A 14157-nucleotide genomic window follows, 5' to 3' on the forward strand; every position below is an offset into this window, starting at 1 on the left:
TTCGATATCAGATGGTCGAAACAATGCTTACCGGATGCCCTTGGCCGAAAGTTCCACGACCTGCTTGGCCTTGTCTTTGGTGATCAGGTTCGGGCCCGATGGAACATTGCCGCCCGGCATCAAACCGTACTTCGCATTAAGCGCGAGGAACGAGACCGGAAGGTAGCCTTGCAGGAACTGCTGCTGGTCGATGGCGAAGTCCGCCTGTCCCTTTTCAACAGCTTCCAGGAAGCCAGCCGACATGTCGAACGTCGCAACGTGGATTCCGCTGCGACCGCTTTCGGCGGCGGCTTTCACGGCCGGTTCACCTGCAAGTGTCGCATTGAGCGTCAGGATTGTGTCGACGGCAGCATCAGATGCCAGAGCAGCGCGAACCTTGGCTTCGTTTTCAGCAGGATCGGTCGATGTCGGCAGAACCGTTACATCACCAAAGCCCTCTTTGAAGCCTGCGCAGCGCTGATCGAGCGAGACGTTACCCACTTCCTGGTTGACGCAAATGCCCTTTTTGCCGCCAGCATTCTTCAATGCTTCACCTGCTACCTTACCGGCATCAAATTCATCCTGTCCAACATGCAGCAGAGCGCCGAGCTTCTTCGAGGCATCGGAACCGGAATTCATGGAAATGACGGGAATACCGGCTGCTACAGCACGCTGGATCGATGGTCCAAGCGCATCCGCATCTGGAATGGAAACCACAATACCCTGCGGCTTCTGATTGATCGCCGCATCGATAAGCTGGGCCATCTGCACCATGTCAAAGGTTTCTGGCGCACGATAATCGACCTTCGCGCCCGTATCCTTTGCCGCTTCGGCAACGCCGTTCTTGACGACAGACCAGAACGGATCCGATGCCTGACCGTGACTGACGACAACGATATTAATATCGGCCGCGTGTGCTGCGAAAGACGCAGCCAGCAACGCCACCCCGGCCACTGCCGATTTCAATAGAGATTGCATGTTCACTCCTCCCTTGTCCGGCACTCCCCGCCGGTTTGCGTTAACGCTTTACCTTCCGCCTGCTGTATTCCGGCGCTCCTCCAAGCGTTTTACCCGTGAACACATGCAGATCGTGGATCTTTTCAATAGAATGAAACATTCATAACAAATTCTCGTAGAATTATAATTCCATTTCTGGTAGCTCATGTCAATCGCATAAGCTGCCGACGATATGCTTATTTCCCAAAGGAGTTGCGCAGCACCAAACGCTTCGACCATCGTTTCTGGAGGAATGACAATGGCTGATAGAGCTGAGGTTGTGGTGGCGGGCTTGATCGGGTCCGGCTTCATGGGCAAGACGCACGCCCTTGCGCTCGCTAACGTCAATCGCGTTTTCGACCTACCTATCGATGTGCAGCTTCACACATTGGCCGATGTGAATTCTGAAACGGCGTCAAAAGCCGCAAAACAACTGGGATTTGCAAATGCCACTGGAGATTGGCGGGAATTGATCACCAGCCCGGATATCAATCTCATCGACATCACGACGCCAAACCGGTTTCACAAGGAGATGGCGCTCGCCGCCATTGAAGCGGGCAAACACGTTTATTGCGAAAAGCCGCTTGCACCCACCGCTGCCGAGTGCCTCGAAATGACGCTCGCCGCAGAACAGCAAGGTGTTCAGACAGCCGTTGGGTTCAACTATCTGAAAAACCCTATGATAAAACTGGCCAAGGAAATCATCGACAGCGGAGAGCTAGGTGAAATTCGCAGTTTTCGCGGTATTCATGCCGAAGATTTCATGGCCGATGCCCGCATTCCGTGGACCTGGCGGCTCGATCCGGCAGGTGGGGGCGGAGCATTAGCCGATATCGGCAGTCACATCATTGCCGCCGCGCGCTATCTCGTTGGGCCGATAACAACGGTCATGGGAGACGCCGTCACCATCATCAATGAACGCCCAGATAGTTTCAACCTTTCGCAGATGAAACCCGTGAAAGTAGACGATATCTGCCGTGCTTTTGTACGTTTTGAAAGCGGGGCGACGGGTACAATCGAAGCGAGCTGGATCGCCTGCGGTCGCAAGATGCAGCACGACTTCGAAATTTCTGGATCGAAAGGCTCCCTGTTCTTTTCGCAGGAACGCTTCAATGAGCTCGACCTGTTTCTCTTTTCCGACAAAAAAGGACAACAAGGCTTCCGCAAGATCTTTGCTGGCCCCGAACACGACCCCTATGGCGCATTTTGCGTAGCGGGCGGCCACCAGATCGGCTTCAACGATCTCAAGACGATCGAAGTTCGCGACTTCCTGTTGGCCATTGCGGGGCAGAAGACCAATCACGCCGATTTCCGCGAAGGTTATGAAGTCCAGAAGGCTGTAGAAACCATCTACGCCTCTTCCCGCGAGCATCGGTGGAAAAATGTCTAGCCAATACGTGAGGTCGGATGGACGATGAACTCGCCATCCACCGTCATGATTTTCGCTCGAATACCATAGACGTCGTGCAGCAGTTGCGGCGTGAGAACTTTCGTTGGCTCCCCATCTGCAACGATACGTCCCTTGTCGAGCAAAATAAGGCGCGTGCAATGCTGTGCCGCAAGGCTCAACTCATGCAATGAGGCGACAACAGTCCTCCCCTCTTTTGCAAGTTCGGCAAAACTTTCCATCAATCCAAGCTGATGAGAAGGGTCGAGCCCAGCCACCGGCTCATCGGCGAGTATTACGGGCGTATCCTGCGCCAGAACGCGCGCAATCAGCACGCGTGCCCGTTCTCCGCCGGAAAGCTCGATCGCCGATCGTTCCCGAAATCGGGTAACATCCATACGCTGCATTGCGGTCTCGATGAGCATTTTATCCTGTGCGCTCATGCTCGCAAAAACCGGCTTCAAGGCGGAGCGTCCCAAAGAAACAAGCATCTCCACGGATACCGGCCACGCGACATCACGCTCCTGCGGCAGATAAGCGAGGTTCTGTGCTTTTGTCGAAGCGCTCATGTGGCGCACATCGCCCGTGTCGAGCGAAATTTCCCCGCTGGACCTCACAAGTCCCAAAATGGCGCGCAACAATGTCGTCTTGCCAGCACCATTAGGTCCGATCAGTCCGATGAATTCACCGCCATGAATATCGAAACTTGCGTCGCTGAGTGCTGCCTTCCCGCCAAGCGTCACTGAAAGATTCTTTATCGAAAGCGATGTCATACGAGTTGCCTCCGATACTTGAACACAAGCCACAGAAAGAACGGTGCGCCAATGATTGCCGTCAGGACGCCCAGTTTCAGTTCCCGTCCCGGCATGACGACGCGCACCAATACGTCTGCCGCCAACAATAGGGCAGCCCCGCCGAAGCCACTTGCAATCAGCAATCGTGATGGACGCGCACCGACAAGCGGCCGCAGAAGATGAGGAACCACCAGTCCTACGAAACCGATTGCACCGGCGACAGCGGTGGAAGCACCCACGCAGGCCGCTGTGCCCAGCACGGCAAAAAGCTGCACACGAGCCAGATTGACGCCCATCGTTGCCGCAGCATCAGCCCCCAGTGTCAGACTGTCGAGTGACCGCCCGAGTGCCAGAAGCATCACCCAGCCAATGAGGATGAACGGTGCGGCGAGAGCCACATGCGTCATCGATCTATCCGCCAGCGATCCGAGCATCCAGAAGACGATTTCCATTGCGGCAAATGGGTTGGGCGACAGGTTCAGCGCCAGCGCCGTCAATGCACCGGCGAGACTGGTCACCGCGACACCGGCCAATATGACCGCAAGCGTACCGGCATTGCGCCCCGCCAGAAGCTTGACGAGAAACACCGACACAAAGGCACCTGCAAGCGCGAGGAGCGGCAAAGCCAGCGGGAACAGAAGCGAGAGACCGCTATAAATAGCAATAACAGCGCCGAATGACGCGGATGCGCTCACACCCAGCAGGCCGGGTTCCGCGAGCGGGTTGCGCAGGTAGCCCTGCAAGGCAGCGCCAGACAATCCAAGAGAAGCGCCGATGAGGAGCGCGAGCAGTGCCCGCGGCAGGCGGATTTCACGCATGACGAGTGCGATCATTTCGCTATCATCGCCGAAAAGCGCCCTGAGGCTGTCAGTCATACTGATCGCAGCAGGCCCTGTCAGCAGTGAAACGATGAAAAGCAAAACCACAAGCATGGCCAGTCCGACGAGCAGAAGATAGAAGCGGTTCCGTTCAGTCACGCGCCGCCTCCGCAAGTTCTGCCACAGCTTCCACACTGAATGGACCACCGCAAACCGTCAGATTATCCGCTATCGTCACCGCCCTCGCCTGTTTTTCAAGCGCCCGCAGTGCCAGATGTTCGAAATTCTCGAAAGCCAGCGCAGGCGCGCGATCTCTTGAACTACGCACCAGAATATCCGGCTTCTCGAGCACCAGCTTTTCCAGCGGCAGCGGCGCAGAACCGCTGATCCCTGCCTTGTCGGCCAGATTATCAAGCCCGGCAAGACGCACGGCCTCATCAACCAGCGTCCCCCGACCGGATGTGTAACTGTTGGCATAATAAAGCGCGACCGTCTTGCGACGGATCGGAGGCTGGATTGCCGCCAGAGCAGTTTTCATTTTGTCGATTTCCCGGCTGGCTTCCGCCTGTCTTCCGAGCACCTCGCCCATGCGACGCAGATGATCCTCTATATCGCCGAACGTGCGGGCAGGCGCGAACTCTTCCACACGAACACCGAGCCTGCGCAATAGCCCAACCGTTGCCCTCGACGAGAATGTGCCCGCCAGCACAAGGTCAGGCTTCATCAGAAAGACTTCTTCTGCCTGCGCATGGTTGACCGGCACCTCGCGGGCTTTTGCAGCCATCACGGATAGTTCCGGGTCCTGCGACAAGTAAGAAACCGATCGCAACTGGCCCTCATTGGCCAGCAACAATGCCAGCTGATCGGTGCATACGTTGATGGAAACGACGTGATGGGGAATGTCCCCCGCGTTTGCTGAATTTCGAACGAATAGGGCCAGCCCCGCCGCGAGGCAGAAGCTGGTTATCCAATTTGCGGACGCCCTTTTCATTCCCTGTTCAGCCTCAGAAATTCCGGGTCAATCCGACATTGATGGTGCGCCCCGGCGCAATATAGCCAGAGCTGGTCTGATAGTCCTTGCCAAAGATATTCTCCACCGAGAACTTCAACTGCGATTGCTTGTCGATGGAATAGAGTGCCACGAAATCAGCAGTCACATAGTCTCCGAGTTTCTTGCTGTTCGCAGCATCAGCATAACGCGAACCGCCATAGATCACTCTTGCAGTCAGATCGAGCTGTTCAATCGGCGTGAAATTGACCTCCGCCGCAGCCTTGAAACGTTCACGATAAGGAAGATCCTTTTCCGTATCCTCATCGATTGGCTGCTTCAGGTCGATAGAACCCTTGACGCCCCAGCGATCATCAAAACGATGCGCCAGCGTAGCTTCAAAGCCTGTAACCCTTGCACTTGCGACATTGTAAGGCAGATAGGTTGGCGCAGTGCTCATAATCGCATCACGCAACCATGTCTGGTAGAAAGCCATATCAAGACTTGTCGAAGCCGTAGCCTGCCAGTTCAAGCCGATTTCATATGATCGGGACTTTTCCGGCTGCAAATCAGGATTGGCGAAGCCTGGATAATAAAGCTCGTTGAAAGTCGGCGCCCTAAAACCCGTGGCGTAGGATGACCGCAAAACAAGGTCCGGCAGAACTTCATAACTCGTACCGAGATTGTAGGTCACGACATCGCCGAACTGCCCATTATGGTCGTAACGCAGCCCGCCATCGAAGCACAGCGCCTCATACTCCAGCGAATACTGACCAAATACTGCAGCCAGATCGCGGCTGGTTTCATCATAAGCAACGGTGGTGTTGATCTCCTCGCGATAGGCTTCCACACCAGCGGTCACGGTGTGGTTGACCGTGCCGGTGTCGAAACTCTTCTCGGTCGAGGCAAAAACGCCATAACGCTTGGTTTCAAACTGGTCCGAACCGCTCACGTCTTTCCGGAAGTTACGGCTGTTGTCGATACCGGTGCTGAATTCCAGCGTGGATGACCAATCCGCCGTATGATCGATGCGTGTTCCGATCTTGCCCGTAAATGCGGTACTATCGGCCTGGTTCGGTGACGGTGCCTTGGCATCATACTGATTGCGCCCTCGGCTTAGGAGACCGTCTGCATAGATTTTACCCCAGTCGAAATCCTTCGATAGGGCAAAGTTGAACGAGCCCTGCAAGAATCCATCGCGATCTGGTTCATGACCATAGGCATCCGATGTGGTGAAGTCATATCCTTGCGTGCCGGTTATGGCCGCACTAAAGGCATAGTCGACACCGTCGTTGCTTCTTCCCTGTATGGTCCCGGAAGCATATCCACCCCATGGATGGCTGACACCGGTAGAAAGACTGCCGCACCACGAGCGCTCACCGCAGGCTCCGCCTTGCTTGGTGATGATATTGATCACCCCGCCCATGGCATCGGCGCCGTATTGCGCAGAATGAGAGCCCTTGGCAATTTCAACACGGTCGATGGAACTCAGAGGAATGTTCGCAAGCGCAGTTGCTCCGGTTGTCGCCGACGCCGTGCGCACACCATTGATGAGAACAACCGTCTGCTTGGAAGACATGCCACGCATGTAAATGTCCGACGACGAGCCCTGCCCGCCGTTCGTCTTTATGGAGATACCGCTATAGGACTTCAGCAACGATTGGAGATCGGGAGCAGCCGACCGTTCGATATCGGCTGAATCGATAACCGTTACAGATGAGGTCGAGCGCTGCAGCGAAGACGCGCGGCGCAATGGTGTAACCACGATTGTATCGAGGACGACACTGTCAGCACTATTCGGCAGACTTTGAGCAAGCGTCGTGGACGGCAGCGCAAGAACGCTGGCCGATACCAATAAAACAGATGATTTCAAAAGATGCATTTTCCCTCAACCCGCCGAACCGAAGAACGATACCGGCTTTTCCTCGCACCGCAGGTTGAAGTGATAGTGGCACTGAAGGCCCTTCTCCCTGACGGCAACATTTCAACAATGTCACCGCCACGGACAGCCGCGCCTGGACACACCCCGTATCCATGCATGGGTGACCGGATACGGCAGGTCTCCTGACTTCCGGGTCGTCGCTTTCCCTCCGCCTTCCCGAGTGCATCGACTGCTCTCAGTGGCTTTTACCGCTTGCACGGCTGTGGAGGATAGCTCTCCGGTTACAGTTGCGGGGGCAGTCGCGGCATCAACCAGGATGGCTTCACCGTGTTCCCTTTTCATCCGCCTGAACAGCGGAACCGTTTCCTGAGAATTGCGATAGCAACATGGTTAAGGATTCGCAACTCCACTAAAGCACAATCCGGCACAGAAAACTGAATCACATTCGCAGGGAATGGATTCAGCCTCCTGATTTTAAAGAATTTTCCTATCGCAGGAACGCACGGAAACGCTGAAGCGCGAAGTAGAACAGCACAGAGCCAATGACGATCAGCGCCAGAAATTGCGGCCAGACGACACCCAGCCCTGCTCCGCGAAACAGGATCGATTGGGCCAATATGACGAAATGCGTATTCGGCGCTGCCAGCATGATTGTCTGGATGATTTCAGGCATGCTTTCGCGAGGTGTTGTCCCTCCCGAAAGCACCTGCAAAGGCAAAAGCACCAGCATGAGCAACATTCCGAACTGCGGCATCGAACCGGCCGCCGTAGCCAGAAAAATACCAAGGCTGGTCGTTGCGAAGAGCTGGAGCGCAGCACCAACGAGAAACAGCGACACCGACCCATAGATAGGAACGGCAAGCAGCCCCTGTACCACGAAGACCAATGCGAATGCAGAAGCAACCAGCACGACAAGCCCCATGGACCAAATCTTGCTGACCATGATTTCAACCGGCGTCACGGGCATTACCAATAGATGCTCTATGGTTCCGTGTTCGCGTTCCCGAATGAGCGCCGCGCCCGTCAGGATGATCGATAGCATCGTAACCGATGAAATCACATTGTTGATCGCACCAAACCAGCCCTTGTTCAAATCCTGATTGAATCTCGCTCTGAGATTGAGTTCAACCGGCGTTTGTGCGCTACCGCGATAGCGATTGAGGAATTCGCTTACCTCGCTCGACACAATCGACTGCACATAGCCGCCACCGGTAAAGGCCTGGCTCATTCGGGTTGCATCGACATTGAGCTGAATTGTCGGCGAACGACCCGCCAGAAGATCACGCTGGAAATTCGGCGGTATGTTCAGTGCGAAAGTATCAAGCCCCTCATCCATCCGGGCATCCATTTCATAGGATGAAATCAGCTTCGGAGGCACGAAATATGGCGGATAAAATGCCGTCGTGATCCGGCTCGAAACCGGCGACTGATCTTCGTCGACAATCGCTATCGCCGCATTGTTGAGGGTTTCGGGCATTGCTTTCGATGCCGTATAGATCGCAAGCGTAAAGGCATAGACAATCAGGATCAGCAGCATCGGATCGCGCGCCAAACCACGCAGTTCCTTCACTCCAAGCTGGAATATGTTAGATATCCGCATCTTAGCTCGCCTGTTTCTTGAGAAGAACGATAGCGAGCGCCATGAGAACCGGCACCGCGATTAACAACGGCAAAAACGAACCTGCCAGATCGACAAAACCCAGTGCCTTGGAGAAAACCCCGCGAGAAATGGTCACAAAATAAGTCGCGGGATAGATTTTACCGATGAACGCGCCCGCACCTTGCAGCGACGATACGGGGTCAATGATACCGGAATATTGCACAGCCGGAATGAGTGTCAGAAGTGCCGTTCCGAAGATCGCTGCAATCTGGCTGTTCATGAAGGTGGACAGCACCAACCCCATGCCGGTCGCAATTGTGACATAGAGCAGCGCCGCCAGCGCATAAGTCGGAAAACTCCCTGTGAACGGCACCCGGAAAATAAACACCGCAAAGGCTGTCAGCATCAGGAAATTCAAAAATGCCAGCCCGATATAGGGCAACTGCTTGCCGAACAAAAACTCGAATTTCGTCACCGGCGTCACGTAAAAATTGATGATCGACCCCAGTTCCTTTTCCCGAACCACGCTCAACACTGCCAGCATCGAAGGGATCATGAGAAGCAGTAGCGGAATCACTGCCGGCACCATCGCTACGAGGCTTTGCACATCTGGATTATAACGGTAGCGTATCTCCAGGTTGAAACTGCCAACATTCGCCGCATTGCCATAAAGCTCGCGGGCTTTTTGCGTCAGCCAGTTGGCGTGCATGCCTTGAACATAGCCTTTGATCGTCTCGGCACGAGTGGGCATCGCACCGTCAATCCAGGCAGCAACTTCCACCGGGCGGCCGCGCATGACATTTGCGCCGAAATTCGGCGGTATCTCGATAGCCAGACTGATCTCTCCATCGCGCATTCGCCGGTCCAGATCATCATAATCGGTTATGGGAGCCTGTTCAGAAAAATATCGCGAGCCTGCAATCTGCTGCGTGTAATCGCGGCTGATCGTCGTATCGTCACGATCAAGCACGGCGAACTTCAGATCCTCGACATCCAGGTTAATACCGTAACCAATAACGAACATCAGGATAACGCTACCCAGAATAGCCAGCGTTGCGCGGATCGGATCACGCTTCAGTTCCAAAGCCTCACGTCGTGTGTAAGCCAGCATTCGCCGCAGGTCTGGCAACCAGCCTGGAGTCTTCTTTGGGTGTGTTTCGCCTACCTCTCCCATTTGATCTGAATTGGCTACCGGCAATGGCGCTGACTGTTCTGTCTCGCCAATAGCGTCCTGCAGATATGCGACGAAGGCTTCCTCCAGAGTTTCAGCATTGCGACTCTTGGTAATCGCCTTCGGCGTATCGCTGATCAGCACCTTGCCCGCATGCATCAGTGAAATCCGGTCACAAAGCTCCGCTTCGTTCATGAAATGGGTGGAGACGAAAATCGTCACATTGTCCTTGCGCGACAAATCAGCGAGGATTTGCCAGAAAGCATCACGAGCGACCGGGTCCACACCCGATGTCGGCTCATCGAGAATGAGAATATCAGGTGAATGGATCAAAGCCACAGCCAGTGACAGGCGCTGGCGGATGCCGAGCGGCAAGGCATCGGGTAAGGAAGCCATGACCTCAATGAGATCAAAGCGTTCGGTCAATTCCTTGATACGGCGTTCGGTCAGATCCGGCGCCATATCGAACAATTTGGCGTGGAGTTCCAGATTCTGACGAACGGTCAACTCCGAATAAAGCGAAAATGCTTGCGACATATATCCGACATGGCGGCGTATATCGATATCCTTGGGATCGACCTCTCGCCCGAACAGTCGCGCCGTTCCGTCACTGGCAGGCAACAGTCCGGTCAGAACCTTCATGGTCGTGGTCTTGCCGCAACCGTTGGAACCCAAAAAACCGAAGATTTCACCGCGCGGAATTCGAAAACTTACATTATTCACCGCAGTGAAGCTGCCAAAACGAACGGTGACGTGTTCTGCCTCAATGGCGATTTCAGCATCGGCACCGAAATCCCGGTGCGGAATTTCTATGTCCTGATGGCCTTTCCGCAATTCCTCCGGCAGGAGCGCAATGAAGGCCGCATCGAGATTTGGAGTGTTGGTGCGCTGCAGCAATTCCTGCGGTGTACCCGTCGCCAGAATCTGTCCATCATTCATCGCGACCAGCCAGTCGAAACGCTCGGCCTCTTCCATATAAGCGGTCGCGACAATGACGCTCATTCCGGGGCGATCCTTGCGGATATCATCAATCAGCTCCCAGAACTGGCGCCGGGATAGGGGGTCGACACCGGTCGTCGGCTCATCGAGTATGAGTAGATCGGGATCATGGATGAGCGAACAGCAGAGGCTGGTCTTCTGCTTCATGCCGCCCGATAGTTTGCCAGCCGGACGATCGGCGAAAGCCGACATACCCGTGCGCGCCAGAAGATCGGCGATACGACGCTCACGTTCTTTTCGATTATGCCCGAACAGCCGTCCGAAAAAGTCGATATTCTCGAACACCGAAAGCGTGGGATAGAGGTTCTTCCCAAGTCCCTGCGGCATATAGGCGATACGGGGATAGGCAGACTGGAGATGACGCTTGTCCGAAATATCACCGCCGAGAACCTCGATGCATCCCTGTTGCATCGTTCGCGCTCCGGCGACCAACGATAACAGGCTTGATTTCCCGACCCCGTCAGGTCCGATCAGACCGACCATGCAGCCGACGGGAATATCAACGTTGACGTCGCGCAGAGCGCGCGTCTTCCCATAGGACAGCCCTACGCCTTGCGCCCGGACGACAAAGCTGTCGTCATTGGCGCCAGCTTTGACAGTAGAACCATTCATTTCACGGTTTCCGCGAGATTCTTCGGCCATTCGGCATTGGGGTCAAGCTTGACATAGGCCATGCCCGGCAATCCGGTTTTCACCTGTTGGATATATTTTTGAAGCAGTTCTTGCGGGATTTTTGCCTTCACGCGGAACATCAGCTTCTGGCGCTCTTCCTCCGTTTCTACGGTCTTCGGCGTAAATTGGGCCACATCGGCCACAAAGCTGATCTTTGCAGGAATGACATATTGCGGCGCGGCATCGAGAACAATCCGGGCGTCGGCCCCCATGGCCACCCGCCCGGCCTGCCCCGTCGGCAGGAAGAAAGTCATGTAAACGTCGCTGACGTCTACAAGATTGAGCACCCTCCCACCTGCGGAAAGCACTTCACCCGGTTGGGCAACGCGGTATTGAACACGTCCCGGCTTCGGCGCTCTCAAAGTGGCGTCGTTGATATCGGCCTCAATGCTCGCGATTGCCGCCTTGGCGGCTTCAACCGATGCTTCGGCATCCACGACCTGTGCCTTGGCAGCCCCAATGGCGGCCTCAGTGGCCGCAAGTTGCGCCTTGGCTGCACCGACAGCCGCCTCCGCACCCTGCGCAGTTGCACGGTCATCGTCCAGGACTTGCTGGGAAACCGTGCGCGATTGCGTCAATTGCTGGGAGCGGGCCAGACGGCGCTGGGCGGCATCCAGTTGCGCTTCGCGCTGTGCCACCGTCGCTTCTGCAGCCGTGTGTTCGGCTTCGCGCTGCGTGACAAGACTGCGCGCTGTCTCGATACCGATCTCAGCACGGCGCAATTGCGCCTCAGCCTGCTTGCGCTGGCTTTCCAGCTGATCCGTATCCATACGTGCGAGAATATCATCTGCCTGAACGAAATCCCCTTCATCTGCGAGGATTTCGCGAATGCGACCCGGGCTCTTCGTCGAAATATCGATCTCAACCGCCTCGATGCGTCCATTGCCCTTGGCGATACCGTCCGGCAACCCATCGCCGTTCAGCGCTTTCCAGGCATAGTACCCGCCTGCGGCAAGGACGATAATCGCTCCAGCCAGTATCCATTGCTTACGGTTGAAAGCCATAATGAAACACCCTCATTGCCATCGTCGTCACAATACCGTCTTCAAATGAAGCACCGGCAAGCGGTCGCTGCCTGCAAGGGTTTTGATTGTCCCCACCGCCCCGCCTCCGGCGTCTGCCAGAACCTTCTCGGGAGGATATGGAACTACCTTTTCATTTAGCAACCGGTGAATTGGGGGAAGCGATCCAGAATCGTAAACTCCCGGTTAAACCTGCTCTAATCGGAGTAAAGGCTGCCCGCCTTGATTAGGATCAAGAACCGCTAAAATACAGAACAATGTTGCTAGAGACGCGGGTGCTGATTTTATGAAACAGAGGGGAGTAACGTCGACAGCACCCGCTGGCTGTCGACAGACGACGTTACAGAAAGATCGCGCTCATGCGCTCGACAGATTGATTTAGCCGGGGTGCCATTCGAGTAGGGCCTCGGCACCCCGGGTCACCGACTCTGGTGGAAACCGGCAACGATTGTTGGTTAGCACCCGCTCAAACGAAGCTCTTTGATTTCAATCAAACAAACAACAATTCCGCAAATCGTCGTCGTTTTTTTGCCGTTAGTTTTTCCGTGGCCTGCACTTGCCCCACGTCTTTTTCAGATAGTTCGACACACCTTTCAGCTTCGGGTCGGAGAGGAAACCCTGACGAAAGAGAATGCTCCCTTTCACCTCCGGCAAAGATTCATTGAATTCTAGCTGGCGCTTAATTTCGGTCACGCCCTCGCCCGCCTGCCAACTGGGTTCAAGTGTGGTTCCAGAACTGGCCCGATAGAGTGCCAAACCAATATAAAGATCGGTCTTCGTGCCGCGAACGGTATCGGCCCACCATTTCGCAATCGTCCCGTAAGACACATCTTTGCGGCCAAAGGACCAGTAAATCTGCGGCGCGATATAGTCGATCATGCCTTCTTTCACCCAGCGCCGGGTGTCAGCAAAATCTCCGTCATAGTTCGTTTTCCCGGCGCGAGTTGCAGAACCGCGCGGATCGTCCGCAGCGTTGCGCCAAACGCCACTCGGACTGATGCCGAAGCGAACATTTGGTTTGATGGCTTTTATCTTGTCTGAAATCTCTCGCACCAACGTATGGGTATTGTAGCGACGCCATTCGTATTTGCTCGAGAACCGTGTCCCAAACCGTGCATATGATTTGTCGTCGTCAAGTTTCGACGATGCTGTCTCGTAGTAGAAGTAGTCATCGAACTGAATCCCATCGATATCGTATTTCTGGACGACCTCTGCCGTCACATTCGTCACCCATTCACGGACAGCCGGAATGCCAGGATCAAGGACGTAACGGTCGGCTGAAACACCGACCCAGTCGGGGTGGGACTTGAAAACACTGACTGGCGACTCGTTTGACGAATTCCGCAATTCCTTGCGGGTAGACGGCTTCGTATCCATCGAAACACGGTAGGGATTAAGCCATGCATGCAGTTCTATGCCGCGCTTATGCGCTTCCTGAATTGCAAATTTCAGCGGATCAAAGCCGGGATCTTTACCGAGAGTTCCAGTCAGATAGGACGACCACGGCAAATAGGATGACTGATAAAATGCATCGGCAGTCGGCGAAACCTGAAAGATGACAGCATTGATACCATGCTCAGATGCTTCATCGAAAAGTCTGAGCAGCTCTTCTTTCTGACGCTTTATGCGTTCAGCATCGTCCTCGATACGGGACGAACTGCGTGACGGCCAGTCGAGATTGAGAACTGTCGCTATCCAGCTGGCATGAAATGCATCGCAGTCGAGGGGCATGAAATCGTTCCGTCTAAACAACTCGTCAGGCAAGGGTTTGAAATGGTTCTTTAACGCATCAGAGCGCCGTGCGTCCATTTGGACGCACAAAGGTCGCTCTAATTTACTGAAATTACGC

The 14157-nt window shown here is 54.9% G+C and carries 10 protein-coding genes and 1 riboswitch; of the genes, 1 reads left to right on the forward strand and 9 read right to left on the reverse strand.

Features of this window, described 5'->3' with window-relative positions; genetic code table 11:
• Positions 1–27: 27 nt before the first annotated feature.
• Positions 28–957, reverse strand: coding sequence for a sugar ABC transporter substrate-binding protein (locus tag OHI65_RS17285; RefSeq protein ID WP_012091817.1), 930 nt, complete (start codon positions 955–957; stop codon positions 28–30).
• A gap of 277 nt (positions 958–1234) precedes the next feature.
• On the opposite strand from OHI65_RS17285, the gene OHI65_RS17290 reads away from it, so the two are divergent.
• Positions 1235–2365, forward strand: coding sequence for a Gfo/Idh/MocA family protein (locus tag OHI65_RS17290; RefSeq protein WP_125300129.1), 1131 nt, complete (start codon positions 1235–1237; stop codon positions 2363–2365).
• Here the strand turns inward: OHI65_RS17290 and OHI65_RS17295 are convergent.
• The 8 genes from OHI65_RS17295 to OHI65_RS17330 form a co-directional block, all read right to left on the reverse strand.
• On the reverse strand, positions 2362–3135 hold the full coding sequence (locus tag OHI65_RS17295) for an ABC transporter ATP-binding protein (RefSeq protein ID WP_125300128.1): 774 nt from the start codon (positions 3133–3135) through the stop codon (positions 2362–2364). The two genes, OHI65_RS17290 and OHI65_RS17295, sit on opposite strands and share 4 nt — an antisense overlap.
• Entirely contained in the window at positions 3132–4133 is a 1002-nt protein-coding gene (locus OHI65_RS17300; RefSeq protein WP_094513868.1) for a FecCD family ABC transporter permease, read from the reverse strand. Before OHI65_RS17300 ends, OHI65_RS17295 begins: the two co-directional genes overlap by 4 nt.
• Positions 4126–4965: an ABC transporter substrate-binding protein gene (locus tag OHI65_RS17305; protein ID WP_125300127.1), complete on the reverse strand. Its 840-nt coding sequence runs from the start codon at positions 4963–4965 to the stop codon at positions 4126–4128. The genes OHI65_RS17300 and OHI65_RS17305 overlap by 8 nt, the downstream gene beginning before the upstream one ends.
• 13 nt (positions 4966–4978) lie before the next feature.
• The gene (locus OHI65_RS17310) at positions 4979–6844 is read right to left on the reverse strand and encodes a TonB-dependent receptor domain-containing protein (protein ID WP_125300126.1); all 1866 of its coding nucleotides are present in this window, start codon (positions 6842–6844) and stop codon (positions 4979–4981) included.
• A 154-nt stretch (positions 6845–6998) separates the two neighbouring features.
• Positions 6999–7223, reverse strand: a riboswitch (cobalamin riboswitch).
• 108 nt (positions 7224–7331) lie between these two features.
• Positions 7332–8444, reverse strand: coding sequence for an ABC transporter permease (locus OHI65_RS17315; protein WP_012091811.1), 1113 nt, complete (start codon positions 8442–8444; stop codon positions 7332–7334).
• Position 8445: 1 nt separating this feature from the next.
• Entirely contained in the window at positions 8446–11226 is a 2781-nt protein-coding gene (gene rbbA / locus OHI65_RS17320; RefSeq protein WP_125300125.1) for a ribosome-associated ATPase/putative transporter RbbA, read from the reverse strand.
• Positions 11223–12290 (reverse strand): HlyD family secretion protein, encoded by a 1068-nt coding sequence (locus OHI65_RS17325; protein WP_012091809.1) that lies wholly within the window; start codon positions 12288–12290, stop codon positions 11223–11225. Before OHI65_RS17325 ends, rbbA begins: the two co-directional genes overlap by 4 nt.
• Positions 12291–12842: 552 nt before the next feature.
• Positions 12843–14039, reverse strand: coding sequence for a glycoside hydrolase family 10 protein (locus OHI65_RS17330; protein ID WP_125300124.1), 1197 nt, complete (start codon positions 14037–14039; stop codon positions 12843–12845).
• Between the last annotated feature and the right edge of the window lie 118 nt (positions 14040–14157).

The sequence above is a fragment of the Brucella sp. MAB-22 genome, assembly GCF_025908475.1.
Taxonomy (GTDB): domain Bacteria; phylum Pseudomonadota; class Alphaproteobacteria; order Rhizobiales; family Rhizobiaceae; genus Brucella; species Brucella anthropi.

Bases quoted from the DNA above. Each gene is read 5' to 3' on its own strand.
- OHI65_RS17285 (WP_012091817.1), bottom strand. From the start codon at position 957: ATGCAATCTCTATTGAAATCGGCAGTGGCCGGGGTGGCGTTGCTGGCT.
- OHI65_RS17290 (WP_125300129.1), top strand. From the start codon at position 1,235: ATGGCTGATAGAGCTGAGGTTGTGGTGGCGGGCTTGATCGGGTCCGGC.
- OHI65_RS17295 (WP_125300128.1), bottom strand. From the start codon at position 3,135: ATGACATCGCTTTCGATAAAGAATCTTTCAGTGACGCTTGGCGGGAAG.
- OHI65_RS17305 (WP_125300127.1), bottom strand. From the start codon at position 4,965: ATGAAAAGGGCGTCCGCAAATTGGATAACCAGCTTCTGCCTCGCGGCG.
- OHI65_RS17310 (WP_125300126.1), bottom strand. From the start codon at position 6,844: ATGCATCTTTTGAAATCATCTGTTTTATTGGTATCGGCCAGCGTTCTT.
- OHI65_RS17315 (WP_012091811.1), bottom strand. From the start codon at position 8,444: ATGCGGATATCTAACATATTCCAGCTTGGAGTGAAGGAACTGCGTGGT.
- rbbA (WP_125300125.1), bottom strand. From the start codon at position 11,226: ATGAATGGTTCTACTGTCAAAGCTGGCGCCAATGACGACAGCTTTGTC.
- OHI65_RS17325 (WP_012091809.1), bottom strand. From the start codon at position 12,290: ATGGCTTTCAACCGTAAGCAATGGATACTGGCTGGAGCGATTATCGTC.
- OHI65_RS17330 (WP_125300124.1), bottom strand. From the start codon at position 14,039: ATGCCCCTCGACTGCGATGCATTTCATGCCAGCTGGATAGCGACAGTT.